Here is a 25,656-nt window from a genome sequence, read left to right on the forward strand (position 1 = left end):
GCGGTCATGGGCGGAACAGGCGCCGCTACCGCTTGGGGCGCCGTCGCATTGCATCCGGCCAACGTGATGGCCGCAGCCAGCAACATCACCCATACCGGAAAGTCCAGGGCGCGCGTGTTGGTGGGGTGGACGGGAAGACAACTAGGCAGCATGCGGTAGTTCCATGCGAAAAAAGGTGTGGACGCCATCTTCCACCAACCGCACCTGGCCGCCGTGGGCGACGATGTACTCTTGGACGATGGAAAGCCCGATACCGGTGCCGCGCACTGCGTCGTCCGGCTGGCGGATGCCACGGTAAAAAGGTTCGAACACGCGGTCACGGTCTGCCTGGGCCACACCGGGGCCCTGGTCCGAAACGTCCACGCGCACGCAGCCCGCATGGCGCGAGAGGGACAGCCGCACCGTTCCCCCTTTGGGCGAAAAACGAATGGCGTTGGACAGCAGGTTGCTGATTGCCGAGGCGATTTTGTCGGCGTCAATGGGCAGAGAGATGGCGGATCCTTCCACCAGCACCCGCAGGCCCCGGGCCTGCCATTGCAGCCGCTGGGCTTCCACCTGGGCTTCCAGCAGCGCGAGCAGATCGGTATCGCTCCGCTGCAGCTGGCGTGCCTCGAAGGCTGCAGCGTTAAAGCGCAGCAAGGCTTCAATCTCCCCTTGCAAAACCAGCGTGTTGTGGTGAAGGATCTGTGTAACTTCGCGCTGGCCGGCATTGAGTTCACCGGTCACACCGTCCTGCAGCAGCGCCACGCCCTCGCGCATCGCGGCCAGCGGCGTCTTGAGTTCGTGCGAGACATGGCGCAGGAAGCGGGCCTTGTCCGAATCCAGTTCCAGCAGCCTCAGGCGCAGCCATTCCAGCTGCTGCCCCACGCGGCGTACGTCGTCGGGGCCGGAGATCACCACGGGCGCTTCAAGCTGGTTCTCGCCCAACCGCCGAATCGTGCCTTCCAGCCGCTTGAAAGGACGGGCAAGCCAGATGCCCAGCGCCAGGGCCAGGACGAGCGCCAGGACGATCACCCCTACCACCTGGTGCGTCACGTTGCGGCGGCTCGCTTCCACCCGGTCCTGCAGCGCGCGGTTACGTTGTGCATTGATCTCCTGGACCGATTGCACGATGGCGGTATGCAGCGCTTCAAGCGTGACAAATTCTTCCGCTACCCGTTGCTCGTTTTCCAGGGCCCGTTCCGGCGGTGCATCCAGCAGTGCCTTCACGGCGTCAAGATGCGCACGCCACTGGCTGGCCTGGTCTTCGGGAAGGCCGCCCTGGTGCAACTGGTCGAGAACGGCTTGTGCCTCTACGGACATTTCGTTGAAGCTGCGCCGCAGCGGCGCATCCCGCAGCACCAGGGACTGGCGTGCCGCGCGTTCCAGGGCCTGCCCGCGCTGGTTCAATGCCTGGGCCGCTGTGCTCAGCGTGGTGGCCTCGGCGGCACCAAGCCGGCTTTGCACCATGAGCTGTTCCAGGGTGTACAGCGCCCGCAACGAGCTCACCCCCAGCAGTCCCGCTATGAGCAGGAAGGCCAGCAGCAAAAGCTGCTGGAACGAGAGGCCGTGCAGCGGGCCGTCGGCCTTGCGAAGATCCGCGCTTGGCGGGGTGTCTGCCGTCATTGCCACGGGCGCCGGGTGCGCGTCAGGCTGCGACTGCCGCCTCGCGGGTGAGCACTTCGCCGCGCAGCGTGTAGGCCTTGGCTTCGGTGATGGTGACATCCACCATCTGGCCTACCAGGCGTGACTGACCCACAAAGTTCACCACGCGGTTGCATTCGGTACGGCCCATCAGCTCGGTGGTATCGCGCTTGGAAGCGCCTTCCACCAAGATGCGCTGCACCGTGCCCACGCGGCTTTCGCTGATGGACTTGATGTTGGCGTTGATGACGCCCTGCAGGTGCTGCAGGCGGCGCAGCTTCACGTCGTGCGGGGTGTCGTCGTGCAGGCCGGCTGCGGGCGTGCCGGGGCGGGGGCTGAAGATGAAGCTGAAGCTGTTGTCGAAGTGGATGTCGTCAATCAGCTTCATCATCTTGTTGAAGTCGTCTTCGGTCTCGCCGGGGAAGCCGACGATGAAGTCGCTGCTCATGGCCAAGTCTGGGCGGATGGCGCGCAGCTTGCGCACCGTGCTCTTGTATTCCATGGCGGTGTAGCCGCGCTTCATGGCCATCAAAATGCGGTCGCTGCCGTGCTGCACGGGCAGGTGCAAGTGGCTGGTCAGCTTGGGCAGCTTGGCATAGGCCTCGATCAGTCGGGGCGTGAACTCATTGGGGTGGCTGGTGGTGTAGCGGATGCGCTCGATGCCCGGGATGTCGGACACGTATTCGAGCAGCAGTGCAAAGTCGGCAATCTCGGCCGTGCCACCCATCTTGCCCAGATAGGCGTTCACGTTCTGGCCCAGCAGGGTAATTTCCTTCACGCCCTGGTCGGCCAGCCCTGCCACTTCCACCAGCACGTCGTCAAACGGGCGGCTCACCTCTTCGCCCCGGGTGTAGGGAACCACACAGTAGCTGCAGTATTTGCTGCAGCCTTCCATGATGGACACAAAGGCCGAGGCGTCCTCCACGCGCGCGGGCGGCAGGTGGTCGAACTTCTCGATCTCAGGGAAGCTGATGTCCACCTGCGGCTTGTCTAGCCGTTCACGCTGGTTGAGCATCTCGGGCAGGCGATGCAGGGTCTGGGGGCCGAACACCACGTCCACGTAGGGCGCGCGCTTGATGATCTCGGCGCCCTCTTGGCTGGCCACGCAGCCGCCCACACCAATCTTCACGCCGCGCGCCTTCAGGTGCTTGATGCGGCCCAGGTCGCTGAAGACTTTCTCCTGCGCTTTCTCGCGCACGGAGCAGGTGTTGAAGAGGATGAGGTCGGCTTCGTCCAGGTTCTGCGTGGGCTCGTAGCCCTGGGCAGCGTGGAGCACGTCGGCCATCTTGTCCGAGTCGTACTCGTTCATCTGGCAGCCGAAGGTTTTGATGAAGACTTTTTTGGCCATGGCAGGCTCTCTTGCAATCAGAAAGAAAAAGGGCGGAGCACCGCAGCGCACCGCAAACATTCAAGGACCGCGCCGAGGCACAGGGCGCGGCTGATGGGTCAACGCATCACTTGCGGATGGCGTCGTACTCGGTGCGGTAGTTGCGCTCGACCGTGTCGCTGCCCTTGCGTGGCTGCTCGGCTTCGCCCTGGGTCAGGATCCAGGCGGTGATCAGCATGCCGGTGCTGTTTTCGATCACGTAGTTCACCTTGTAGCTCTGCCCCAGCACCGTGTGCATCATGACCAGCGTGTTCTGAGGGCTCAGCAGGCGCATGCCAGGCGCCAGGCGGATGGTGCGGCCATTGAGCGTGGCCTCCGATGCCGTGTTGAGGGTCAGGGTGCCGCGCTGGGCCGCATCGGGAAAGGTCCGCATGCCGCCAAGCCCGGGCTGTACCTGGGCGGACACCGGCAGGGCGCCGCAGAGCAGGGCGCAGGCCACAGCCGCGAAGAGCTTTCGCGCGGGGGCCGTCGGCGAAGTGAGGGAGAAAGCAGGAGAGGAAGTCGTGGTGCAGCGGTTCATGGTTTACATCCAGGGGCTGAAACAGCGATTCTAAAAGCGGGGCCAATCCCGCAGTTCTCAAAAATAATAGCTGCTCGCGCTTGGTGTTAAAGGATTTCCAGCGGTTTTCCATTGAAAACCAATGGTACCAAGCGTCGGCAGCTATGATTTTTGCGGTGCGGCTGCCCAATAAAAAACCCACAGTGCGCAGGCACTGTGGGTTGGATTTGGTGGTCGTAGGTGGACTTGAACCACCGACATCAGCATTATGAATGCTGCGCTCTAACCAACTGAGCTATACGACCGCAGTCCGAGATTATAGAACAAAAATTATTGGTGTGTGAAGTTCGCGGTGCGCTTGTTCATGAAAGCGTCCATGCCTTCCTTTTGGTCCTGGGTGGAGAACAGGGCGTGGAAGAGGCGGCGCTCGAACATCACACCGTCCGACAAGCTGCCTTCGAAGGCGCGGTTGACCGACTCCTTGGCCGCCATCACGGCGATCTGGGAGAAGCCTGCAATGATGATGGCGGCACCCAGTGCTTCGTCCATGAGCTTGTCGTAGGGCACCACGCGGCTGACCAGGCCGGAACGTTCGGCTTCCACCGCGTCCATCATGCGACCGGTCAGGGCCATGTCCATCGCCTTGGATTTGCCCACTGCGCGCGGCAGACGCTGCGTACCGCCTGCGCCGGGGATCACGCCCAGTTTGATTTCGGGTTGGCCGAATTTGGCGTTATCAGCGGCGATGATGAAATCGCACATCATGGCCAACTCACAGCCACCGCCCAGCGCAAAACCGCTGACAGCGGCAATGACGGGCTTGCGGATGGAGCGGATCGCTTCCCAGTTGCGGGTGATGTAGTCGCCCTTGTAAGTGTCTGCGAAACTGTATTTCGCCATGGCGCCAATGTCGGCGCCTGCGGCAAACGCCTTTTCACTGCCTGTGACGATGATGCAGCCGATTTTTTCGTCCGCATCAAAGGCCTTCAGTGCCGCGCCCAGCTCATCCATGAGCTGGTCGTTCAGCGCGTTGAGCTGCTTGGGCCGGTTGAGCGTGACGATACCAACCTTGTCCGCCTCAATGCGAACCTCGATAGTTTCGTAAGACATGAAATCTCCTGGGTTTATAGGTAGTTATGAAAGCACGAACGAATATACCCAAGCATGCCCGAACCTATGCACTGGTAGGTAGAACACCGTACCAATCCGGTGTCATGTCCCTGGCTCAGTTCAACCATCGCCCCAAGGCGGCAGCGTTGGCAATCGACAGGCTCACCGTGTCTGGCACCGTGGCGGTGGTGCGGGAGGTCTTTTTGGGGGGCGTGGACGCACTGCGGGCCGACAGTTCGAGCGGCAACCGCAGCAGTCGGCCGTCCCGTGCCACCAGCGCTGTCAGGGATGTCTCGGTGCCAGCATAGAACGCCACATCTTCCAGCTTGCTGATGCGCCACCCCTGGCCTTTCACATCGATGCCCAGCCACTCATCGCCAGCCGCTATGCCCGCCTTTTCCGCAGGGCCACCTCGCAGCACGGTCTTGATTTGCACGCTGTGGTTTTCTCCCACCCGCAGCCCCAGCCGCTGCGCCCATTGGGGGGTCTCCGCCTTGAGCAAAACGCCGTTGGCTTCCAGCAACTCTGCCAGCGGCAGTTCTGCGGTGCTGTGCACCCACCGCGCCAGTTCTGTATCGAAGGGCCGATCGGACAGTTCTTTCAATACTGCCAGCAAATCGTCTTGCGACATCGGGCCGCCCTGGCACCGCAGCCACAGCGTGCGCATGACCTCATCCAGGCTGGTCTTGCCTTCGCGGCGCAGGGCCAGGTCCAGGCACAGGGCCACCAGCGAGCCCTTGGTGTAATAGCTGACCGTCGCGTTGGGGGTGTTTTCGTCCTGGCGGTAGTACTTGACCCAGGCGTCAAAGCTGGCTTGCGCTACGGTCTGCACGGCCCTGCCTGGTGTCTGGAGCACCTGGTTGATGGTTTTGGTGATGAGCTTCAGGTACGCAGCATCGTCAATCAACCCTGCTCGGCGCAGCAGCAAATCGTCGTAGTAACTGGTAAAGCCCTCGAAAAACCACAGCAGCTCCGTGTAGTTTTCGCGGGTGTAGTCGTATTGGGCAAAATCGGCGGGGCGCAGCCGCTTGACGTTCCACGCGTGGAAGTACTCGTGGCTGATCAGGCCCAGCAGTGTGGTGTATCCATCACCAGTGCGGGCCTCATCGACCCGTGGCAGGTCGCGCCGGCCACAGATGAGCGCGGTGGAGTTGCGGTGCTCCAACCCTCCGTAGCCGTCGCCCACGGCGTTGAGCATGAACAGGTAGCTCTTGAACGGCGCCTTGCCTTCGCCATGCCAGAAACGGATTGCGGTCTCGCAAATCTTCTGGGTATCTGCCAGCAGGCGCTTGCCGTCAAAAGAGGGCGCTGCACCAGCCACCACAAAGCGGTGCGGAACGCCGCAGGCCGTGAAGCGGCCGGTCCAGAAGAGGCCCATTTCCACCGGGCAGTCAACCAGCTCGTCGTAGTTCGCCGCAGCGTAGAGACCAAAACCCTTCTTGTCTGTCTTGACGGGGGACAAGCCGGTGGCCACTGACCAGGTGGCCGTAGCAGGCGTGCTGGCAATATCGAGCGTGTGGCGCTGCGTTTCCTGGCCCTGCACGCGCAGGCACAGGCTGGTGCCGTTGAAAAACCCGCGCGATGCGTCCAGCCAGGCCGTGCGCACCGAGGTGTCGTAGGCGCAGACGGCGTAGGACAGCACAAGGGGCTTGTTGGGGCTGCATTCAGCTTGCCACCGATGCTTGTCCAGTTGCGTGAGCTTCACTTCCCGCGTGCCCTGATGGGCTTTGAGCTCTTGCAGATTTTTGGAGAACTCCCGCACCAGATAGCTCCCCGGAATCCAGATCGGCAGCGAGACCTCTTGCTGCGCCGAAGGGTGGGGAATCGTCAGTGCAATGCGAAACAGATGACCGTGCAGGTCCGCTGGCTCAACGAGGTAGTGAATGGCGGCGGATTCTGGCTTGCGGGTTGAGGGCATGGGCAACTGCAGGTTCGGGCCTTGTGGTCAGATGGCGCGGCCCGTGGGCGCGGGGCCTGCGCGCATGCAAAACGCGTATTAGTTGGCGGCAGGGGTTTCGCTGCTGGCCTCGGCCAGGCGCTTTTCCACTTCCTTGGCGCCGATGGCTCCCGGCACGCGGGCGCCGTTGGCAAAAATCAGCGTAGGCGTTCCTGTGATCTTGTGCTTGCGGCCAAATGCCAGGTTGCGCTGCAAGGCGCTGGTATCGCAGCTCGCTGCAGGCACAGGCTTGTCCCGCACCATGAGATCCTGCCAGGCCGTCACCTGGTCTTTGGAGCACCAGATGTTGCGCGATTTTTCCGCAGAGTCGGGGCTGAGGATGGGGTACAGGAACAGGTACACCGTCACGTTGTCCACGTTCTGCAGATCGCGTTCAAAACGCTTGCAGTAGCCGCAGTTGGGGTCCTCAAAAACGGCCAACTTGCGTTTCCCGTCGCCGCGCACAATGGTGAAGGCGTCTTTGAGGGGCAGTGCCGAGAACTCGACGGCTGTGAGCTTTGCAATGCGGTCTTCGGTCAGATTCCGGCGCACTTTCGTATCGATCAGTTCACCCTGGATCACATAGTTGCCCTTGGCGTCCGTGTAGAAAAGGTCCGTCCCGATGCGTACTTCATAAAGGCCTTTCATGGGGGTGGGGCGCACCTCGTCAATCTTGTCCATTTGGGGAATGCGTTCGGCGAGCGCCTTGCGGATGTCCGCTTCTTGTGCGGTGGCGGCAAAGCCGGAGGCCAGCGCGGCGGCAGCGAGCAGGGTGGGAATCAGTTTCATGGTGTTCTCGTTAAAACGGTCTGGTGGCTTCCAGAGGGCGGCCACCGGTGTGGTCAGTAATTTCCCATGGCCTGGCGGGCCACGAAGTGCTTCAGCGGGCCGCTCAGTTCAAAGCCCTTCATTCCCCAGTTGCGCAGCGCCTGCAGCGGCCCTTCCTGGCGGGAGAAGAGTTGTTGCAGGCCATCCGTCGCCAATCCCATCGGCAGCAGGGCTGCCTTGCGCTCACGCTCGTAGCCCCGCAGCAAACGTACATCAGCCACACTGCGCCAGTAGTCGCGCCCATGCAGTGCGCTGGCCAGGGCTTGGGCGTCTGCCAGTCCCAGGTTCAGCCCCTGGCCTGCGAGCGGATGCACGTTGTGCGCCGCGTCACCAGCCAGCACCCAGCTGCGCGGGTTTTTTCCGGTGGATGGCAAGCTGCCACACCAGCGGTCTGCTTTTGCAAGCTGCAGGGGCCAGGCTGCTCGTTCCACACTGAGCGTCAGCGACCCCAGGGATTCCCGGCTGGCCATGTGGAGCTTCTGCGCGAATTCTTCAGGGGACAAGGCCATCAGCGGCGCGACATGTTCCTGCAAGACGGACCAGACAACCGCCACGGAGTTCCCCTGCGGCCCGCCCAAAGGCAAAAAAGCCAGGATGCCGTCGGGCAAAAACCATTGCCGTGCCACCTGTTCGTGGGCGCGTTCACACTGCAATCGGGTGGCGATGGCGTGTTGCCCATACGGCGTCACCTGAAAACCCACACCAAACTCTTCGCGCGTGCTGCTGGCGCGGCCCTCGCACACCACGGTCAGGGCCGCCGGCACGGGGGCATCGACCATTTCCACCTGGGGCTGGTAGCGCAGAGCTTCGGCGAGGCGGGCCTCCAGGGCGGGCACGTCAACGATCCAGGCCAGGGCTTCCACCCCTTGGGTGGCCGCATCAAAATGCACGGCGCCATCCCGGTCTCCCTGTACCTGCATGGATCGCACGGCTGTGGCGTGCTGTGCATCGGGCCAGCTGCGAAGCGATTCCAGCAGTTTGCGCGATGCTGCGTTCAGCGCATAGGCCCGCACATCGGCAGTTGCGGGGGCCTTCGGGCCGGGTGCAGGTAGCAGGGCCACTTTCAGCCGTTCGCGGGCCAGCAGCAGTGCCAGCGTCTTGCCCACAATGCCGGTGCCGCGAATACAGATATCAAAGGTTTGGGCCATGGCGGCATTGTAGGAGCGGGCCTGGGCCCTTGGGCGCGGTGCAAAATCGGGCTCGCTGTCCAACCGGTCATTTTTGAGGAGCACCTTCGCGTGAGTTTCCACCCTGATTCCGATCTGTCGGGCACCATCGCGCGCCTGTTTGTCTATCCCGTCAAGTCGTGTGCCGGCATTGAAGTGCAGCAGGCCTTGCTCACCGATACGGGGCTCGATCTGGACCGTGCCTGGATGGTGGTAGACGCTGAGGGCATGTTTGTAACCCAGCGCACGCTGCCGCGCATGGCGCTGATTCGCCCGCAGCTCAAAGGCGATGAGATGGTGCTGCGTGCGCCTGGCATGCTGGCCTTGCATGTGGCCATCGATGCGGTCGAGGCGCCCGCCAAGGTGACCGTGTGGCGCGACACGGTGCCCGCATGGGACATGGGTGCCGTGGCGGCGCAGTGGTTTACGGACTTCCTCGGTCAGCCCTGCCGCCTTGTCCGTTTTGATCCTGAATACCGCCGCTTGTCCAGCATGGAATGGACGGGCGGTGTCGAGGCGCCGAACCAGTTTGCCGATGGTTTTCCGTTGTTGCTCGCCAGCCAGGCATCGATGGATGAGCTGAACGTGCGACTTCAGGCTGCAGGCCATGCCGCCGCTGGGATCGAGCGGTTTCGGCCCAATGTGGTCCTGGCCGGGGTGGACGCACACGACGAGGACCGAGTGGATCTGGTGCGTGTGGATGCGCAAGAGGGTGAAATCCACCTGCAGCCCGTCAAACCCTGTTCGCGGTGCCCCATTCCTGACATCGACCCCGCTACAGCCGAAAGCAACCCATCGGTGGGGGACACCCTGCGGACCTATCGGAAGGACCAACGGCTCGATGGCGCCATCACGTTCGGAATGAATGCCATCGTGCGCCAGGGGGCGGGCCAGACGCTGCGCGTGGGTCAGCGGGTGGCGGCCAATCTGCGCTTCGACTGACGGTGTGAACATGGCGTGAAAGGGTGATAGCTGGCTGGCCCGTAAAATCGGCGGTTTGTCTCCGAAATCCAGAAAGCCCTGCCATGAGCCTCCAATGCGGCATCGTGGGCCTGCCCAACGTCGGCAAGTCCACCCTCTTCAACGCGCTGACCAAGGCCGGCATCGCCGCCGAGAACTATCCGTTCTGCACCATCGAACCCAACGTGGGCGTGGTCGAGGTGCCCGACCCGCGCCTGGCCCAGCTGGCCCAGATCATTTCGCCCGAGCGCATCGTGCCCGCCATTGTCGAGTTCGTGGACATTGCCGGCCTGGTGGCGGGTGCCAGCCAGGGTGAAGGCCTCGGTAACCAGTTCCTGGCCCACATCCGCGAAACCGACGCCATCGTGAACGTGGTGCGCTGCTTTGAAGACGACAACGTGATCCACGTGGCTGGCCGTGTGGACCCGATCTCGGACATCGAGGTGATCCAGACCGAGCTGTGCCTGGCCGACATGGGCACCGTCGAAAAGGCGCTCAATCGCTACACCAAGGCTGCCAAGTCGGGCAACGACAAGGATGCCGCCAAGCTGGTGGCGCTGCTCACGCGCATCCAGGCTGCGCTCAATGAAGGCAAGCCCGCCCGCTCGGTCGAGATCACCAAGGAAGAGCAGCCGCTGCTCAAGTCCCTGTGCCTGATCACCGCCAAGCCCGCGATGTTCGTGGGCAACGTGAGCGAAGACGGCTTTGAGAACAACCCTTTCCTCGACCGCCTCAAGGACTACGCTGCCAGCCAGAACGCCCCCGTGGTGGCCATCTGCGCCAAGATGGAAGCCGAGATGGCTGAAATGAGCGACGAAGACCGTGACATGTTCCTGGCCGAAATGGGCCAGACCGAGCCCGGCCTCGCACGCCTGATCCGGGGCGCCTTCAAGCTGCTGGGCCTGCAGACCTATTTCACTGCGGGTGTGAAGGAGGTGCGCGCGTGGACCATCCACATTGGTGACACGGCACCCCAGGCGGCCGGCGTGATCCACGGTGACTTCGAGCGCGGCTTCATCCGTGCGCAGACGATTGCCTTTGACGATTTCATCGCCTACAAGGGTGAGCAGGGCGCCAAGGATGCTGGCAAGATGCGCGCCGAAGGCAAGGAATACGTGGTCAAGGACGGCGACGTGCTGAACTTCCTGTTCAACGTCTAAAAATCACTGAAAACGCCATCGGGTTATGGCCCGGTGGCCCGCAATCCCTGCAGGGCCCCTGGCATGCAGGGATTTTTTACGACCGTTTGGCAGGGGGGCCACGCATCCCCCTGAGCATCGATTTCTATGAACACTGGAATCCTCTACGCCGCCCTGGCTTACATCGCCTGGGGCCTGTTCCCCCTGTATTTCAAGCAGGTGGCAGACGTGCCCTCGCTCGAGGTGGTGATGCACCGCACACTGTGGTCGCTGGTGTTTGTATTTGGCGTACTGATGGTGCGCAGGCAATGGTCGTGGATGGGGACCGTGCTGCGCCAGCCCAAGGTGCTGGCGGCATTTGTGCTGTCTGCGATGCTGCTGTCGGGCAACTGGCTTACCTATGTGTGGGCGGTGCAAAACCAGCACGTGGTAGACGCCAGCCTGGGCTATTTCATCCTTCCGCTGGTCAACGTCGCGCTGGGCTTTGTATTTCTGCGTGAGCGGCCTCGCTCGGGCCAATGGATGGCGGTGGCCGTGGCGGCCGCTGGCGTGCTGTGGCTGGCGGTGCAGGCTGGGCGCCTGCCCTGGATTGCTCTGGTACTGGCCTTGAGTTTTGGCTTTTATGGGTTGTTGCGCAAGGTTGCTGTGCTGGGCGCACTGGAGGGTCTCGCGCTGGAGACGCTGGTGCTCGCGCCGGTGGCCGCCGTCGTGCTGGGCTGGTGGGCGTGGCAAGGCCAGGGTGCGCTGGTGCAGGGCACGCCCGCCACCGTCGGCTGGCTGCTGCTTGCGGGACCCATGACGGCAGTTCCGCTGCTGCTGTTTGCGGCGGGTGCGCGCCTGATCCCGATGTCCACCTTGGGCATACTGCAATACATCTCGCCCAGCCTGCAGTTTGCGCTGGGCGTGTGGTTGTTCCATGAACCGTTCGAGCCAGCGCGCCTGGTGGGGTTTGTCTTGATCTGGGCGGCGCTGCTGGTCTACAGCATGGAAGGCTGGTGGACGCGTCGGCGGGTTGTAGTGGCCTGAAGAAGGGCCGAGTTCTCCCCGCACCGCATGCGTGGGACCAGGGGCTGGGAGTCTTTCCGAGGGGGCTCGCGTCGCATTCATTGCACAGATTTGCTGCGCCGCTGGAGGTGCTACTGGAAAACACGGAGCGCGAGGGTGTCAGTTCTGCGTAAGATGCGCGGGCTCGTCTGCCGGGTGTTGGTGCCTGCAGCCTGCGCATTTCGGTGAAGCATCACCCGAACGAACCCGGGCTCAGGCCTGCCTCCACATGTTTTTTGGTCGCAAGAATCCGTTTTCGGCGACGGACGCCTTTCCCCTGTCCGACGCTGTCATGGAGTTCGATGACTCGTCTTCAGCCATGGTGCGCCCGGCCCGCCGCGCGCTGGATGGAATGGGGCCCCGCAGTGGGCGCAGTGCGCGCGAAAAATGGTTGCTGGCCGCAGGGCTGATGGGGCTCTATGCGCTGGCGATGCTGGGGTTTTGTGCGCTGGGCATGGTGGACCTCCAGGTGCTCGCCGTGTTGGGCGTGCTGGTGGCGGTGGTCTGCGCGACCTTCTGGGGCATTTTCAACACGGGCTTGCACAAAAATGTGCGGCATCGGCACCTGAAGCTGGCCATGGTGGCTACAGCGCTCGCGTGCATGCTCGGCATTGTCTACCTGGCGCCCGTTACGCAAATCCTGTTGGCGCCATTCACCTTTGTGGCCGTGGCCTATGGCATTTTCACTGTGCCACGGCCCACCCTGCTGGCACTGGCGGCCTGCATGTTGTGCCTCTATGCCGGGGTGGTGGGGCTGCACTACCTGGAGCAGCAGAACAACGCCCTGCTGCGTCTGGAGGCATTGCATTGGGTGGCTCTGGCGGTCTCTTTGCCCGCCTTCATTGCCCTCATGGGCCGCGTGCAGCGCCTTTACCGCAGCCTCTACCATGCAAGCCGCAAGATCAAGAACATCCAGGAAGACGCCCAGCGCGATCCGCTGGTGGGATGCTTCAACCGCCGCTACGTGTTGGCCGCGCTGGAAGAGCAAAAACAGCTGGCCGACGAAAGTGGCATCCCGTTGTGCCTGGCCGTGCTGGACATTGACCACTTCAAGCGCATCAACGATGAGCTGGGGCATCTGGGGGGCGACGAGGTGCTGCGCACCTTTGCGCGCATCGCGCAGCAGGGCGTTCGCGGGGGCGACGTGTTTGGCCGGTATGGGGGTGAAGAGTTTCTGCTCATCTTCCCTGGCACTTCGTTGCTGCCTGCGCTCAATACCTGTGAGCGCATTCGCGCGCAGGTGGAAACCCATGCCTGGACCGGATTGCTCAAGGGCCGGGTGACGGTATCGGTCGGGGTGACGCAGTATGTGTTGGGCGAGTCGGTGCTGGAGTTCTTCTCGCGGGCCGATACCGCCATGTACATGGCCAAGGAAGGCGGGCGCAACCAGGTGGTGGTCGAGGAGCCAGTTGCCAAAGGCGATTCGCAGCTGTCGGACTTGTCGATCTCCAGCAGCAACGCTTTCCTGTAGCTGCTGGCCGTTGTTTGTGCTGGCCGGGTTGACAAGCGGCCTTCGGTGTTCACACTGAACGCCTGTTTCCATCCCCCACGTTGGGTGGCATGGCTGCCTTTCGCGCTTGTGCGTTGGTGCCTTTCCCCCGCGTCCGTTCCATGCCCTCATCCACCGACCTGTCGGCCGAATTCGCCACCGCCCAGCAGCGTGTGCGTCTGCTGCAGCAACAACCGCAGGCTTTTCCCCACCCTGTAGAGCGCGTGGAATGTATCGAGACCCACATCTCCTGGGTGCTGCTTGCGGGTGACTTTGCCTACAAGCTCAAGAAACCCTTGCAGCTGGACTTTCTGGACTTCAGTACCCATGCCCTGCGGCACGCCGCCTGCGAGGAAGAGCTGCGCATCAATCGCCGCACGGCGCCGGGCCTGTACTTGGGCCTTGTCGGTTTGATGGGTCAGGTGACTGCTGGGGCGGATGGCGCCCCCACCACGCTTCAGGTCGTGCCGTGGAAAGACGCTCTGCCAGGCGCCGAACCCGTCGTGTGGATGCGACGTTTTGCCCAGGACGCACTACTCGCCACTGCACTGGATGCGCATCGCGTGTTGCCTGCGCAGATCGACCAGCTGGCGTGCCATGTGGCGCAGTTCCACGACGCAGCTGCCATCGCTGCAAGCACCGACAGCTGGGGCACGGCGGCAGCGGTGCAAGCGCCAGTGGATGACTGTGTGGCGGCTCTGCGCGCACCCGTGGCAAGCGCGCTGCCCGGTCAGGGCCCCCTGCTGGCGCAGGTGGTCGGCTGGTGCCGGCACCAGGGGCGGGCCCTGGCCACCACGTTCGAGGCACGGCGGGCAGCCGGTCGGGTGCGCGAATGCCATGGCGATTTGCATCTGGCCAACATTGCACTCATCGATGGCGAGGCCCAGCTGTTCGATGCCATCGAGTTCAACCCCGCCTTGCGCTGGATCGACTGTGTGGCCGATATCGCCTTTGTGGTGATGGACCTCGCGGCCCATGGCCGGGCCGATCTGGCCTGGCGGTTTTTGAACCGGTGGCTGGAGCACACGGGAGACTACGCGGGCCTGTCCGTTTTGCGGTACTACGGCGCCTACCGCGCTTTGGTGCGGGCGCGGGTTGCTGCCCTGCGGCTGAACCCAACCTGCGGTGATGGCAGTGCGCAGGCGGTGCAAGCCCTGGAGGAATATCTGGAACTGGCGGCGGGTTTTGCGGGGCAACGGCGTGCGCGCTGGCCGGTGGCGCGCCCTGCTGCGTTGTGGCTGGCCCATGGCTTTTCGGGGGCGGGCAAGAGCACCCATGCGCTGACCCTGGCGTGCCAGCGTGGATTGGTGCGCGTGCGGGCGGATGTGGAGCGCAAGCGCCTGTTCGGCCTGGCGCCCAATGCTTCCAGCGACGGCGTACCTGGCGGCATCTACACCGCCGAGGCTACATTCCGCACGCACCAGCGGTTGGCGCAAGTGGCACGCGAGGTGCTGGTGGCAGGCTACTCCGTGATCGTGGATGCCACCTTGCTGGACCGCGATGCCCGCGCGCTTTTCCTGGCCCTGGCCGATTCTGTGCAAGTGCCCTGCCACATCCTGTCGTTCGAGGCCCCCTTGCCGGTGCTGCGCGAGCGTGTGCGCCAGCGCGCGCTGGCCGGAGCCGGTGCGTCAGAGGCGGACGTGGCCGTGCTGGACGCCCAGTGGGCCCGCGCCCACCCGCTGCAGTCCCACGAAGAGGCGATCACGCTGCACGTGGACACCACGGTGCCCGTGAACTGGGACCGTCTATTGCCGCCCTGATCCCGGTGGCTTCGGCGGGCCACTACATCGCCAGATGCCCTGGCATGAAGTACAGCAACACGCTCGTCATAACCAGATAGCGGAAGAATTTGCCCACAGCCATATAGGCCAGGCAAGGCCAGAACGGCAGCTTGAGCCAGCCTGCCACAGCACACAGCGGGTCGCCCACCACGGGCAGCCAGCTCATCAGGCAGGCGGGGGCGCCAAAGCGCCGAAGCCAGTTCAGCGCGCGAACTTCAGTGGCATTGCCACGGGCCTTGTCCACCACCTTGTGAGCGCCCAGGCCCATCCACCAGCTCACACCACCGCCCAGCGTGTTGCCAACCGTGGCCACCAGGATGGCGGGCCAGAAGAGTTCAGGGTTGATCTTGATCAAGCCGAACACCGCAGGCTCCGAGCCCAAAGGCAGCAGCGTGGCGGAGATGAACGCCACCACAAAGACCGTGCTCAGGCCGAACTGCGGCAGCGCAAGCCATTCCAGCAGCTGGTGCATCCAGATTTCCATAGGGGCCAAGTGTAGGGCTGCGCAGCCGGTGCTTTGGTGTCAGAGGGCGCTGTCCTACGCCGGGCTGCGCCATCTGCGCATGGCTTGCAAGGGGCTCCTTTCCTATCGTGGTAACCACACCGTCCACCGAAAAATTCCCAAGGAGGAGGCAGCATGCAACGTTTTGAACCCCACGTCTTCCCCAGCGGCACCGCTCTGGCTGGCGCGCCTGTTGGCTCACGCTGGCTGCCTCTGGCCCTGGCGCTGCTGATGGCTGCCTGTGTGCACAGCCCACAGGCAGCGGTGCCTGAACTCCAACCCGCTGAGGTGCATGTCGCCAGCCCTTGCAGCGAAACCCCTTCTGCGCGTGCCGCCTTGCAGCGGGTGGGCCAAGAATTGCAGGCGCAGGGCATGGTGTTGCAGGCTACCTGCCCGGCCACTGGTGGTGGCTGGGTGGTGCAGGTGCGTGTGGTGGACGGCATGAAGGCCAGCAAGGTGGTGCGCGGGCCACTGGCCGACGGGCACGATGTGGACATGGGAACGCCTGCGGGTGCGGCGCTGGCGGGTGCAGAGTCGGCCGCCCAGGGCTTCTCGCCCGATGTGCTGCACAACCGCGCCTGGCTGCGTGCGACGATGGCCCGCCACCAGTTTGAAAACACCCCCGATGCTTGGTGGCACTTTGCGCTGCGCGGCGCTGCAACGGTGCACACCGCGGACGCTGACCTCGCCGCGCGATGACCTTGCTCCCTGCGGGGTGGTACTCGCCCCGGCTGCGCGTGAGGGTGACAAAGCCGTCCGATTTTCAGCGGTCGAGATATTTCATTTGCTGAAATTTTGAGCAGGTACAATCCTGCCTCCTTTTTCAGCATCTGCTGCTGCCTCCCTATCCCACCCCGCCCATGCACATCGGCCACATTCCTTTGGCGAACCGGTTGTTCGTCGCCCCGATGGCGGGCGTCACCGACCGGCCGTTCCGCCAGCTGTGCAAGGCGCTGGGTGCGGGCTATGCGGTGAGCGAGATGGTGACCTCGCGCAAGGACTTGTGGAACAGTCTCAAGACCTCGCGCCGTGCCAACCATGAAGGGGAGCCGGGGCCCATTGCCGTGCAGATCGCTGGCACCGATGCACCGATGATGGCCGAGGCTGCGGTCTACAACGTGGAACGCGGCGCGCAGATCATCGACATCAACATGGGCTGCCCGGCCAAGAAGGTCTGCAACAAATGGGCGGGCTCCGCCCTGATGCAGAACGAAGCGCTGGCAGTGGAAATTGCCGCTGCGGTGGTCGAGGCCTGCGCGCCCTTCAACGTGCCTGTCACGCTGAAGATGCGCACCGGCTGGTGCCAGGAGCACAAGAACGCCGTGGCATTGGCGCGGCAGTTTGAAAGCGTGGGCATCCAGATGCTCACCGTGCATGGCCGCACGCGCGAGCAGGGCTACAAGGGCCACGCGGAGTACGACACCATCGCAGCCGTCAAGGCGGCGGTGAAGGCGCCCGTGGTGGCCAACGGCGACATCACCTCGCCCGAAAAGGCGCGCGACGTGCTCGCTGCCACTGGCGCCGACGCGATCATGATCGGCCGCGCCGCACAGGGCCGACCATGGATCTTCCGCGAGATCGGCCACTTTCTGGCCACGGGCGAACACCTGGCGCCGCCGCTGGTGGCCGAGGTGCGCCGCCTGCTGCTGGACCACCTGCAAGACCACTACAGCCTGTATGGCGAGCTGACCGGGGTGCGCAGTGCGCGCAAGCACATTGCCTGGTACCTGCGCGCGCTGCCGGGCGGCGAGGCCTTCAGGCAACACATCAACACGATCGAAGACTGCACCACGCAGTGGCAGGCCGTGGCCGACCACCTGGACGCCCTCGGGCAACAGATGGACCGGCTGCCTGCCGCCACGGGCTTGGACGCAGAACCAGAAGAACAAGAGGGATTGGCTGCATGAGCAAGAAACACATAGAAGAATGCGTGCGCGAGAGCCTGCAGGGCTACTTTCGCGACCTGGGCGGCGAGACGCCCGATGGCATGTACGACATGCTGGTGCGTGTGGTCGAAAGGCCGCTGCTGGAAGTCGTGATGCAGCAGGCCGACAACAACCAGTCCCGCGCGGCCGAATGGCTGGGCTTGAACCGCAACACGTTGCGCAAAAAGCTCGTCGAGCACAAGCTGCTCTGACGTCATTGTGTTATTTGCTATTTAATTTGTAGCTGTTTGCGCTTGATGGATAAGCGCTAGAGCCTGTTTTTATTCAAACTCTCCCCTCCCACACCATGAACGCACTTCTCTCCGTCTCCGACAAGACCGGCATCGTCGAATTCGCCCAAGCGCTGCACGCGCTGGGCATCAAGCTCCTGTCCACCGGTGGCACCGCCAAACTGCTGGCCGACAAAGGCCTGCCCGTGACCGAAGTGGCTGAGGTCACCCAGTTCCCCGAGATGCTGGACGGCCGCGTGAAGACGCTGCACCCCAAGGTGCACGGCGGCCTGCTGGCGCGCCGCGAGCTGCCCGAACACATGGCAGCGTTGAAGGAACACGGCATAGACACCATCGACCTGCTGGTGGTCAACCTCTACCCGTTTGAAGCCACCGTGGCCAAGGCCGGTTGCACGCTGGCCGACGCCATCGAGAACATCGACATCGGCGGCCCCGCCATGGTGCGCAGTGCCGCCAAGAACTGGAAGGACGTCGGCGTGATCACCTCGGCCGACCAGTACGAGGCCGTGCTGGCCGAGCTGAAGGCCGGTGGCAAGTTGAGCGACAAGCTGCGTTTTTCGCTGTCGGTGGCTGCGTTCAATCGCATCGCCCAGTACGACGGCGCCATCAGCGACTACCTCTCGTCCGTCACGTTCGAAGAAGAAAAACTGTCGGAAACCTACGTGCCCACGCGCACCCAGTTCCCCGGCCAGAGCAACGGCATCTTCACCAAGGTACAAGACCTGCGCTACGGTGAAAACAGCCACCAGCAAGCCGCGCTGTACCGCGACCTGTACCCCGCGCCCGGCTCGCTGGTCACCGGCGTGCAATTGCAGGGCAAGGAGCTGAGTTACAACAACATCGCCGATGCCGATGCCGCCTGGGAATGCGTGAAGAGCTTTGACGCCGCCGCCTGCGTGATCGTCAAGCACGCCAACCCCTGTGGCGTGGCCGTGGGCCTGGACGCGCTGAGCGCCTACAGCAAGGCCTTCCAGACCGACCCCACCAGCGCTTTCGGCGGCATCATCGCGTTCAACCGCGTGGTGGACGGCCCGGCCGCCCAGCAGGTGAGCAAGCAGTTTGTCGAAGTGCTGATGGCCCCCGACTTCACGGCCGAGGCGCTGGAGATCTTCAAGGCCAAGGCCAATGTGCGCCTGCTCAAGATTGCACTGCCCGCGCATGGTGGCAAGACCGACTGGGAACGCGGCCGCAACGCCATGGACGCCAAGCGCATCGGCTCGGGCCTGCTGCTGCAGACCGCCGACAACCACGAGCTGTCGCTCATTGACCTCAAGGTCGTGACCCAGAAGCAGCCCACGCTGGAAGAAATGGAAGACCTGCTGTTCGCCTGGAAGGTGGCCAAGTACGTCAAGAGCAATGCCATCGTCTTCTGCAAAGGAGGCATGACCATGGGCGTGGGCGCTGGCCAGATGAGCCGCCTGGACTCGGCCCGCATCGCCAGCATCAAGGCAGGCCACGCAGGCCTGACCTTGCAAGGCACGGTCGTAGCCAGTGACGCCTTCTTCCCCTTCCGCGACGGCCTCGATGTGGTGGTCGATGCAGGCGCCACCTGCGTCATTCAGCCCGGTGGTTCCATGCGCGACAACGAAGTGATTGACGCCGCCAACGAGCGCGGCGTAGCCATGGTGTTCAGTGGCGTGCGCCACTTCCGCCATTGATTCGACCGGCGGTCATCCAGCAAAAAGCGGCTTCCAAGGAAGCCGCTTTTTTTATGCCCTCTGTCAGGATGAAGATGAGGTTCAGGTGCCGAAATTCATCGGCAGTCCCACATAGTTCTCGGCCAGCGACACCGAAGCAGCGCGTGAGTTCACCAGGTAGTCCAGTTCGGCCTCCTGGATTTTCTGCCCGAATTCGCCGGTCTCGGGAAAGCGGTGCATCAGCGAGGTGAACCACCACGAGAAGCGCTCTGCCCGCCACACGCGGCGCAGGCAGCGGTCGGAGCAGGTGTCGATGCCCACGGCGGATTTCTCTGTGTAGAACTCGGTGAGCGCGGTCCACAGGTAACCCACGTCGCTGGCCGCCAGGTTCAGGCCCTTCGCGCCGGTGGGCGGCACGATATGGGCCGCGTCGCCCGCCAGGAACATGCGGCCAAAACGCATGGGTTCGGCCACAAAGCTGCGCAGCGGGGCAATGCTCATCTCCAGCGCCGGGCCGGTGACCAGATTGGCACGTGCCTCAGGGTCCAGGCGGTTGCCCAGCTCGGCCCAGAACTGGTCGATGGTCCAGTTCTCGATCTTGTCGGTGTTGGGCACCTGCACGTAGTAGCGGCTGCGGGTGGCGCTGCGCATGCTGCACAGCGCAAAGCCGCGCTCGGTGTTGGCGTAAATCAGTTCGTGCGAGACGGGCGGCACATCGGCCAGCACACCCAGCCAGCCAAAGGGGTAGACGCGTTCGTAAGTCTTGAGCAGGTCGGCCGGGGCGCTGGCGCGGCACACGCCGTGGTAGCCGTCGCAGCCTGCGATGAAGTCACAGGCCAGCTCGTGCGTCTGGCCGTCCTTCTGGTAGGTCACGCGGGGGCTTTGGCCTTCGAAGTCGTGCACTTGTACGTTCTGCGCGTCGTACACGGTGGTCAAGCCTTCTGCCGCGCGCGCGTCCATCAGGTCGCGCGTCACTTCGGTCTGGCCATACACCGTCACGCGGCTGCCGCCGGTCAGCTCGTGCAGGTCGATGCGGTGGCGTTGGCCCTTGAACAGCAGCTCGATGCCATCGTGGGGCAGCCCTTCGGCATGGGCACGGGCACCAACGCCAGCCTGGTCCAGCAGGTCCATGCTGACCTGCTCCAGCACGCCAGCGCGGATGCGGCCCAGCACGTAGTCGGGGCTGCGCTGTTCGATGATGACGGCGTCAATGCCGGATTTGTAGAGCAACTGGCCGAGCAGCAGACCGGCGGGGCCTGCGCCGATGATGGCAACCTGGGTACGCATGGTGGACAACCTCACAAAGGCGTTAGAAAGCGGTAAAGGAACAGGGCCAAGCGTAGGTTGATCCATGTCAATTGAAGCCCGGCCCACGCCGCTATCGTGCGATTGATGGATCTGATGTGCGATCATCGCGCAATCTTCCATAGCCTCGGCTCACCTCCAGTCTTCGACCGGGCGTCCGACCCCAAGCGCCCCAGGCAAACCATGACCACCGTTCCCATCGCCAAGGCAGATTTCATCGAAGGCATGGCCAAGGGTATGGCGGTGCTGGAGAGTTTTGACACCGAGCGCCAGCGGCTCAATGCCACACTGGCCGCGCAGCGCACGGGTCTCACGCGCGCGGCGGCGCGGCGGCACCTGCTGACGCTGGCGCACCTGGGGTATCTGGAGACAGATGGCAGCTACTTCTGGCTGGCGCCCAAGGTGCTGCGGTTTTCAGGCAGCTACCTGGCCTCAGCCCGCCTGCCGCGTGTGCTGCAGCCCACGCTGAACCGGCTGGCTGCCCAGACGCAGCAGTCGTTTTCGGCCGTGGTGCTGGATGGCAGCGAGGTGGTGATCGTGGCGCGCAGCGGGGTGTACGGCGCGCCGTCGCGCGTGCTGGCCTATGGCCTGCACCTGGGGGCGCGGCTGCCGGCGCACCCCACGTCCACGGGGCGCGTGCTGCTGGCGGCATTGCCTCCTGCGCAACTCACTGCGTGGCTCAAGGCCTGCTCACTGCACCGCCTCACGCCCCACACCATCACCCAGGTCGGCCCGCTGCGGCAGGTGGTTGCCAAGGTGCGGCGCGATGACTATTGCCTGGCGGTGGAAGAGCACGAACTGGGCGTGCACGCGCTGGCCGTGCCCCTGCGCAATCTGCAGGGCGACACGGTGGCGGCGCTCAATGTGGTGGCGTCACCCAAGCAGGTCGACGAGGGCAGCCTGCAGCGCGACCTGCTCCCGCTGCTGCAGGAGGCCGCGCGCGAGTTGCGGGGGCTGTTGTAAGCCTGAGCTTATGCCGCGACAATGCGCCCCGTGCCCGCCGCGCCCGCCAGCACCTTCAGAGATTTGTCGGTGCTGGCCGTGTAGTTGCGACTGGTGATGGTGCTCACGTACACCCAGTCGGCGCGGCACTCAGTGGCGGTGGCAGTCAGCACCATGTAGCCACGGCGCGAGGTATCGCAGTACTTCAGCGGAGCGATGAGCTGCTGCAGCGCACCGGCCAGTGTGGCGGGGTTTTCGTTCGGCAGGTATTCCTCAAACCCCGGCGAGGTGACGGACGAGGTGGCAAATTCCACACCCACGGCATTGCCGCTCATGTCCCGCAGCTCGTTGGCCCAGGCGTTGTGGGTGTCGCCCGACAGCACCACCAGGTTCTTGCCCAGGCTGCGTGAGGTGGCCAGCACCGTCTCGCGTGCCACCTGGTAGCCGTCCCAGGCGTCCAGGTTGTAGGGAATGGAGGGCTGCGCCAGGATGGCCTGCTCGGCCGGTGTGAGACTGGCGGGCGCTGTCTGCGCGCGTCCCACCAGGGCCGCGTACTGGCTGACGGTGACGCCTGCGCCGGGTTGCAGCGTTTCCATCAGGATGGGCGCGGGAATGTTCATGCGACCCATCAGTACCTGCTGCCCCAGCACCTGCCAGGTAGCGCTGGATGTGGCCATCTGCTGCTGAAGCCACTGTGTCTGCGTGGTGCCCAGCAGCTGGCGACTGGTGCTGCCCACGGCGGCGGTGAATGCGGCGGCGTCAAAGCCGGTGGCAGTGAAAAACTGGCCGTAGTCGAGCTGCTCATCACGTGCCACCACGCGGGTGTCGAGCATGTGCAGCGCCACCAGGTTGCCAAAAGCAAAGCTGCGGTAGATCAGCTCGGGCTGCGCGTTGCGGGTGGGCATCCACTCGTGGTACGCCTGCATGGCCGCGGCTTTGCGCGCGCTGAAACTGCCTTCGGTGGCGCTCTGGTGGTTTTCTGCGCCGTTGCTCCAGGTGTCGTTGGTGATCTCGTGGTCGTCCCACACGGCGATCATGGGGGCGGCTGCGTGCAGGTCCTGCAGGTCGGAGTCGGTTTTGTATTGGGCGTGGCGCTGGCGGTAGTCGGCAAGGCTCAGGATCTCGTGGGCAGGCTGCGACAGGCGCCCCAACGCGCCTGCGTTGGCTGACGCATATCCACCCCGGGCATATTCATAGACGTAGTCGCCCAGGTGGACGGTGGCATCCAGATCATTGCGGCGGGCCGCGTCGGCATACACATTGAAGTAGCCGGCGGGGTAGTTGGCGCACGAAAACACGGCCAGCTTGACCTGCGCCACGCTGCCGGTGGGCAGGGTGCGCGTGCGGCCGGTGGCGGTGTGGGCAGCGTACGCACGAAAGCGGTAGTAGTACGCAGTGGCCGCCTTGAGCCCGGTGGCATCGACCTTGACGGTGAAGTCCTTGCTGGCCAGCGCCGTGGTCTTGCCTTGGGCAGCGATGGAGGTGAAGTTGCTGTCTGTGGCAAGTTCCCATTCGACAGGGATATCGCTGGTGTGGCCAGCGGGTGGGGTCACCCTTGTCCACAGCATCACGCGGTCGGCCAGTGGGTCGCCGCTGGCGATGCCGTGTGCAAACTGCACGGCAGGCGCATCGTCATCGCCGCCGCCGCAGGCCGCCAGCGGCAGGGTGCCCAGCGCGGCTGCAGCGATGCCGAGCTGGCGCACGAAGCGCCGCCGCCCGGCATCGGCCTGCGCAGCGTCGCGGAAAGGGTGGGAGGTAGAGACGAGGGGTTTGTGTGCCATGGCGCGGGTGGTGTGGGGTAAAACACCCGAGCCTGCCCGCATTGCATGACGGCCGCGTGAAGCGAGGGCGCTGCGCCCTCTGCTACAAAAAAATATCAATAAAAAAAGCCTCTAGCGCTTGGTGGTAAAGCGCTAGCAGCTATTATTTTGATAGTTCTCTGAACACTTCACGAGCCGCAGCCACGGTGGAGGCAATGTCGTCGGCGGTGTGGGCTGCGCTGACAAAGCCTGCTTCGTACAGCGCAGGCGCTATATAGATACCGCGATCAAGCAGGCCGTGGAACAGCTGGTTGAAACGCGCGCTGTCGGTCTTGAGCACCTGGGCGTAGTTCTGGGGTAGCTCGGGCATCAGGAAGAAGCCGAACATGCCGCCTTCGCTGTCGGTGCTGAAGGGCACGCCTTCAGCCGCCGCCGCAGCGGCGAGGCCATCAACCAGGGAGCGTGTGGTGGCCGACAGTGCGTCGAAGAAGCCCGGCTTCTTGATCTCGCGCAGCGTGGCCAGCCCGCAGGCCGTGGCCACAGGGTTGCCCGACAGCGTGCCTGCCTGGTACACGGCGCCCAACGGTGCGAGGTTTTCCATGATGGCGCGCGGGCCACCAAAGGCTGCCAGCGGCATACCACCGCCAATGACCTTGCCCAGCACCGTGATGTCGGGTTTGAAGCCGGGGATGCTCTTGGCGTACACGCTCTGCGCGCTGCCCAGGGCCACACGGAAGCCCGTCATCACCTCATCCAGCACCAGCAGCGCACCGTATTCAGTGCACAGCTCGCGGCAGCGCTTCATGAACGGCACGCTGGCGCGCACCAGGTTCATGTTGCCCGCGATGGGCTCGATCATCACGCAGGCCAGTTCCTTGCCGTGCAGGGCAAAGGCCTCTTCGAGCTGAGCGACGTTGTTGTACTCGAGCACCAGGGTGTGCTGCACCACCTCGGGCGGCACGCCCGCGCTGGTGGCATTGCCGAAGGTGGCCAGGCCCGATCCGGCCTTGACCAGCAGCGAATCGGCATGGCCGTGGTAGCAGCCTTCGAACTTGATGAACTTGCTGCGGCCTGTGGCGCCACGGGCCAGGCGGATCGCGCTCATGCCCGCTTCGGTACCCGAGCTGACGAGGCGGATCATTTCCATCGACGGTACGAGGCTCAGGATTTCCTCGGCCAGCTCCACCTCGCGTTCGGTCGGTGCGCCAAAGCTGAAGCCTTCGAGCGCTGCGCTCTGCACGGCTTCGAGCACAGCGGGGTGGCCGTGGCCCAGGATCATCGGGCCCCAGGAGCCGATGTAGTCGATGAAACGCTGGTCGTTGGCGTCCCAGAAGTAGGCGCCTTTGGCGCGCTTCACAAAACGCGGCGTGCCGCCCACGGCCTTGAAGGCCCGCACGGGCGAATTCACGCCGCCGGGGATCAGCGCCTTGGCGCGTTCGAACAGGGGGATGTTGAGATCAGTGCTTGGTGTCATGGGGGGGCATCACAAAGCCTTCGAGGGCCTGTGCTTCGTCAATCGGGGGTTCTTCTTCGTCACCATCGGCCTCGTCATCGTCGGGCTGGGCCCAGAACATGCGGTCGGGCACGATGTGTCCCATGCCTGGGCGAAAGCCGGCATCCAGGCAGCGGTCGAGGTAGCCCAGAGCTTCGCTGGTGGCTTCGCCCAGGTCGTTGCCGCTGGCCACCAGGGCCGTGAGGGCCGCCGACAAGGTATCGCCGGCGCCGGAGAAGGTGGCGTCGAACAGTTCGAACTTGCCACTGCCCAGCACGGTCTGGGGGGAGGCCAGCACGTTCTCGACAAACTGCTCGGGCAGGGGAATGCCGGTGACCAGGGTATAGGGCACGCCCATTTCGGAGGCGGCCCGGGCAATGTCGCGGGCTGTGGGGCTGCGGTCGCTGGTCCAGTCGGGCAACAGCCAGCGCCACAGGGTGCTGTGGTTTCCAACCAACACCGAGGTCTGCGGTAACAACAATTCGCGGAAGGCATCCAGGTACTCGTCGATCAGCTCATCGCGCCACCAGGACAGGTTGGGCATGTACGCTATCACCGGGACTTCATCATAGTCTGTGGTTATCTCGGCGATGGTGCTGATGTTCTCCGGACTGCCCACGAAACCGACCTTGATGGCCTGGACCGGCAGGTCTTCCAGCACGGCCCGGGCCTGCTCGGCCACCGCCTCGTCGTCAAAGCTGAAGTGGTCGAAAATCTGCGCCGTGTCGCGGGCATAGGCGCCTGTGACCACGGCAATCGGATGCCCGCCCACGGAGGCAATGGTGGTGATGTCGGCTGTCAGTCCGCCAGCGCCGCTGGGGTCGCTGGCATTGAAGACGAGCACGCATGCAGGGCTTGCGTCCTCCAAACCGTCATCTTC

22 protein-coding genes and 1 tRNA gene are annotated in these 25,656 nt (G+C 64.0%); 10 read left to right on the forward strand and 13 right to left on the reverse strand.

Annotated elements, in window-relative coordinates:
* Nucleotides 1-141: 141 nt before the first annotated feature.
* The 8 genes from NFX52_RS20545 to NFX52_RS20580 form a co-directional block, all read right to left on the reverse strand.
* On the reverse strand, nucleotides 142-1,605 hold the full coding sequence (locus tag NFX52_RS20545; RefSeq protein WP_082437241.1) for a sensor histidine kinase: 1,464 nt from the start codon (nucleotides 1,603-1,605) through the stop codon (nucleotides 142-144).
* Between the two features lie 22 nt (nucleotides 1,606-1,627).
* Nucleotides 1,628-2,971: a tRNA (N6-isopentenyl adenosine(37)-C2)-methylthiotransferase MiaB gene (gene miaB / locus NFX52_RS20550; RefSeq protein ID WP_055393403.1), complete on the reverse strand. Its 1,344-nt coding sequence runs from the start codon at nucleotides 2,969-2,971 to the stop codon at nucleotides 1,628-1,630.
* Nucleotides 2,972-3,077: 106 nt separating this feature from the next.
* Nucleotides 3,078-3,530: a hypothetical protein gene (locus NFX52_RS20555; protein WP_082437240.1), complete on the reverse strand. Its 453-nt coding sequence runs from the start codon at nucleotides 3,528-3,530 to the stop codon at nucleotides 3,078-3,080.
* A 207-nt stretch (nucleotides 3,531-3,737) separates the two neighbouring features.
* Nucleotides 3,738-3,814: transfer RNA gene (locus tag NFX52_RS20560), tRNA-Met, on the reverse strand.
* A gap of 25 nt (nucleotides 3,815-3,839) precedes the next feature.
* On the reverse strand, nucleotides 3,840-4,619 hold the full coding sequence (locus NFX52_RS20565) for an enoyl-CoA hydratase (RefSeq protein WP_055393393.1): 780 nt from the start codon (nucleotides 4,617-4,619) through the stop codon (nucleotides 3,840-3,842).
* Nucleotides 4,620-4,734: 115 nt separating this feature from the next.
* Nucleotides 4,735-6,537 carry a M61 family metallopeptidase gene (locus NFX52_RS20570; RefSeq protein WP_055393392.1) on the reverse strand — a complete coding sequence of 601 codons (1,803 nt, stop codon included), beginning with the start codon at nucleotides 6,535-6,537 and terminating at the stop codon, nucleotides 4,735-4,737.
* A 78-nt stretch (nucleotides 6,538-6,615) separates the two neighbouring features.
* Entirely contained in the window at nucleotides 6,616-7,344 is a 729-nt protein-coding gene (locus NFX52_RS20575; RefSeq protein WP_055393390.1) for a DsbC family protein, read from the reverse strand.
* A gap of 53 nt (nucleotides 7,345-7,397) precedes the next feature.
* Entirely contained in the window at nucleotides 7,398-8,531 is a 1,134-nt protein-coding gene (locus NFX52_RS20580) for an FAD-dependent monooxygenase (RefSeq protein ID WP_055393399.1), read from the reverse strand.
* A 90-nt stretch (nucleotides 8,532-8,621) separates the two neighbouring features.
* On the opposite strand from NFX52_RS20580, the gene NFX52_RS20585 reads away from it, so the two are divergent.
* The 5 genes from NFX52_RS20585 (at nucleotide 8,622) to NFX52_RS20605 (ending at nucleotide 14,941) form a co-directional block, all read left to right on the forward strand.
* Complete coding sequence (locus NFX52_RS20585; RefSeq protein ID WP_055393388.1) at nucleotides 8,622-9,491, forward strand: MOSC domain-containing protein; 870 nt, start codon at nucleotides 8,622-8,624, stop codon at nucleotides 9,489-9,491.
* Between the two features lie 83 nt (nucleotides 9,492-9,574).
* Complete coding sequence (gene ychF / locus NFX52_RS20590) at nucleotides 9,575-10,669, forward strand: redox-regulated ATPase YchF (RefSeq protein WP_055393387.1); 1,095 nt, start codon at nucleotides 9,575-9,577, stop codon at nucleotides 10,667-10,669.
* 126 nt (nucleotides 10,670-10,795) lie between these two features.
* Nucleotides 10,796-11,674: an EamA family transporter RarD gene (gene rarD / locus NFX52_RS20595; RefSeq protein WP_055393385.1), complete on the forward strand. Its 879-nt coding sequence runs from the start codon at nucleotides 10,796-10,798 to the stop codon at nucleotides 11,672-11,674.
* A gap of 247 nt (nucleotides 11,675-11,921) precedes the next feature.
* Nucleotides 11,922-13,163, forward strand: coding sequence for a GGDEF domain-containing protein (locus NFX52_RS20600; RefSeq protein ID WP_055393383.1), 1,242 nt, complete (start codon nucleotides 11,922-11,924; stop codon nucleotides 13,161-13,163).
* Between the two features lie 140 nt (nucleotides 13,164-13,303).
* Nucleotides 13,304-14,941: a bifunctional aminoglycoside phosphotransferase/ATP-binding protein gene (locus NFX52_RS20605; RefSeq protein WP_207401980.1), complete on the forward strand. Its 1,638-nt coding sequence runs from the start codon at nucleotides 13,304-13,306 to the stop codon at nucleotides 14,939-14,941.
* 22 nt (nucleotides 14,942-14,963) lie between these two features.
* Here the strand turns inward: NFX52_RS20605 and NFX52_RS20610 are convergent, their stop codons facing one another.
* A complete protein-coding gene (locus NFX52_RS20610; protein WP_176886973.1) occupies nucleotides 14,964-15,434 on the reverse strand; it encodes a YqaA family protein in 471 nt (156 codons plus the stop codon).
* 165 nt (nucleotides 15,435-15,599) lie between these two features.
* On the opposite strand from NFX52_RS20610, the gene NFX52_RS20615 reads away from it, so the two are divergent.
* The 4 genes from NFX52_RS20615 to purH all read left to right on the forward strand — a co-directional run bounded on the left by NFX52_RS20615 (nucleotide 15,600) and on the right by purH (nucleotide 19,298).
* Entirely contained in the window at nucleotides 15,600-16,163 is a 564-nt protein-coding gene (locus tag NFX52_RS20615) for a M15 family metallopeptidase domain-containing protein (protein ID WP_055393379.1), read from the forward strand.
* Nucleotides 16,164-16,324: 161 nt separating this feature from the next.
* Nucleotides 16,325-17,371 (forward strand): tRNA dihydrouridine synthase DusB, encoded by a 1,047-nt coding sequence (dusB, locus tag NFX52_RS20620; RefSeq protein WP_055393376.1) that lies wholly within the window; start codon nucleotides 16,325-16,327, stop codon nucleotides 17,369-17,371.
* Complete coding sequence (locus NFX52_RS20625; protein ID WP_015015597.1) at nucleotides 17,368-17,601, forward strand: Fis family transcriptional regulator; 234 nt, start codon at nucleotides 17,368-17,370, stop codon at nucleotides 17,599-17,601. Before dusB ends, NFX52_RS20625 begins: the two co-directional genes overlap by 4 nt.
* A gap of 95 nt (nucleotides 17,602-17,696) precedes the next feature.
* Complete coding sequence (purH, locus tag NFX52_RS20630; protein WP_055393373.1) at nucleotides 17,697-19,298, forward strand: bifunctional phosphoribosylaminoimidazolecarboxamide formyltransferase/IMP cyclohydrolase; 1,602 nt, start codon at nucleotides 17,697-17,699, stop codon at nucleotides 19,296-19,298.
* An 81-nt stretch (nucleotides 19,299-19,379) separates the two neighbouring features.
* On the opposite strand, the gene pobA is transcribed toward purH, so the two are convergent.
* Complete coding sequence (gene pobA / locus NFX52_RS20635; protein WP_252635798.1) at nucleotides 19,380-20,564, reverse strand: 4-hydroxybenzoate 3-monooxygenase; 1,185 nt, start codon at nucleotides 20,562-20,564, stop codon at nucleotides 19,380-19,382.
* A gap of 201 nt (nucleotides 20,565-20,765) precedes the next feature.
* On the opposite strand from pobA, the gene NFX52_RS20640 reads away from it, so the two are divergent.
* Entirely contained in the window at nucleotides 20,766-21,545 is a 780-nt protein-coding gene (locus tag NFX52_RS20640; RefSeq protein ID WP_055393368.1) for an IclR family transcriptional regulator domain-containing protein, read from the forward strand.
* Nucleotides 21,546-21,553: 8 nt separating this feature from the next.
* Here the strand turns inward: NFX52_RS20640 and NFX52_RS20645 are convergent, their stop codons facing one another.
* The 3 genes from NFX52_RS20645 to thiD all read right to left on the reverse strand — a co-directional run bounded on the left by NFX52_RS20645 (nucleotide 21,554) and on the right by thiD (nucleotide 25,644).
* Nucleotides 21,554-23,305, reverse strand: a complete 1,752-nt coding sequence (locus NFX52_RS20645; RefSeq protein WP_082437242.1) for an alkaline phosphatase D family protein — start codon at nucleotides 23,303-23,305, stop codon at nucleotides 21,554-21,556.
* Nucleotides 23,306-23,447: 142 nt separating this feature from the next.
* On the reverse strand, nucleotides 23,448-24,758 hold the full coding sequence (gene hemL, locus NFX52_RS20650; RefSeq protein WP_055393366.1) for a glutamate-1-semialdehyde 2,1-aminomutase: 1,311 nt from the start codon (nucleotides 24,756-24,758) through the stop codon (nucleotides 23,448-23,450).
* Nucleotides 24,742-25,644: a bifunctional hydroxymethylpyrimidine kinase/phosphomethylpyrimidine kinase gene (gene thiD / locus NFX52_RS20655; protein WP_242701177.1), complete on the reverse strand. Its 903-nt coding sequence runs from the start codon at nucleotides 25,642-25,644 to the stop codon at nucleotides 24,742-24,744. Before thiD ends, hemL begins: the two co-directional genes overlap by 17 nt.
* Between the last annotated feature and the right edge of the window lie 12 nt (nucleotides 25,645-25,656).

The sequence above is a fragment of the Acidovorax facilis genome, from assembly GCF_023913775.1.
Classification (GTDB): Bacteria; Pseudomonadota; Gammaproteobacteria; order Burkholderiales; family Burkholderiaceae_C; genus Acidovorax; species Acidovorax facilis.

Bases quoted from the DNA above. Each gene is read 5' to 3' on its own strand.
- NFX52_RS20545 (WP_082437241.1), bottom strand. From the start codon at position 1,605: ATGACGGCAGACACCCCGCCAAGCGCGGATCTTCGCAAGGCCGACGGC.
- miaB (WP_055393403.1), bottom strand. From the start codon at position 2,971: ATGGCCAAAAAAGTCTTCATCAAAACCTTCGGCTGCCAGATGAACGAG.
- NFX52_RS20555 (WP_082437240.1), bottom strand. From the start codon at position 3,530: ATGAACCGCTGCACCACGACTTCCTCTCCTGCTTTCTCCCTCACTTCG.
- NFX52_RS20565 (WP_055393393.1), bottom strand. From the start codon at position 4,619: ATGTCTTACGAAACTATCGAGGTTCGCATTGAGGCGGACAAGGTTGGT.
- NFX52_RS20570 (WP_055393392.1), bottom strand. From the start codon at position 6,537: ATGCCCTCAACCCGCAAGCCAGAATCCGCCGCCATTCACTACCTCGTT.
- NFX52_RS20575 (WP_055393390.1), bottom strand. From the start codon at position 7,344: ATGAAACTGATTCCCACCCTGCTCGCTGCCGCCGCGCTGGCCTCCGGC.
- NFX52_RS20580 (WP_055393399.1), bottom strand. From the start codon at position 8,531: ATGGCCCAAACCTTTGATATCTGTATTCGCGGCACCGGCATTGTGGGC.
- ychF (WP_055393387.1), top strand. From the start codon at position 9,575: ATGAGCCTCCAATGCGGCATCGTGGGCCTGCCCAACGTCGGCAAGTCC.
- rarD (WP_055393385.1), top strand. From the start codon at position 10,796: ATGAACACTGGAATCCTCTACGCCGCCCTGGCTTACATCGCCTGGGGC.
- NFX52_RS20600 (WP_055393383.1), top strand. From the start codon at position 11,922: ATGTTTTTTGGTCGCAAGAATCCGTTTTCGGCGACGGACGCCTTTCCC.
- NFX52_RS20605 (WP_207401980.1), top strand. From the start codon at position 13,304: ATGCCCTCATCCACCGACCTGTCGGCCGAATTCGCCACCGCCCAGCAG.
- NFX52_RS20610 (WP_176886973.1), bottom strand. From the start codon at position 15,434: ATGCACCAGCTGCTGGAATGGCTTGCGCTGCCGCAGTTCGGCCTGAGC.
- NFX52_RS20615 (WP_055393379.1), top strand. From the start codon at position 15,600: ATGCAACGTTTTGAACCCCACGTCTTCCCCAGCGGCACCGCTCTGGCT.
- dusB (WP_055393376.1), top strand. From the start codon at position 16,325: ATGCACATCGGCCACATTCCTTTGGCGAACCGGTTGTTCGTCGCCCCG.
- NFX52_RS20625 (WP_015015597.1), top strand. From the start codon at position 17,368: ATGAGCAAGAAACACATAGAAGAATGCGTGCGCGAGAGCCTGCAGGGC.
- purH (WP_055393373.1), top strand. From the start codon at position 17,697: ATGAACGCACTTCTCTCCGTCTCCGACAAGACCGGCATCGTCGAATTC.
- pobA (WP_252635798.1), bottom strand. From the start codon at position 20,564: ATGCGTACCCAGGTTGCCATCATCGGCGCAGGCCCCGCCGGTCTGCTG.
- NFX52_RS20640 (WP_055393368.1), top strand. From the start codon at position 20,766: ATGACCACCGTTCCCATCGCCAAGGCAGATTTCATCGAAGGCATGGCC.
- NFX52_RS20645 (WP_082437242.1), bottom strand. From the start codon at position 23,305: ATGGCACACAAACCCCTCGTCTCTACCTCCCACCCTTTCCGCGACGCT.
- hemL (WP_055393366.1), bottom strand. From the start codon at position 24,758: ATGACACCAAGCACTGATCTCAACATCCCCCTGTTCGAACGCGCCAAG.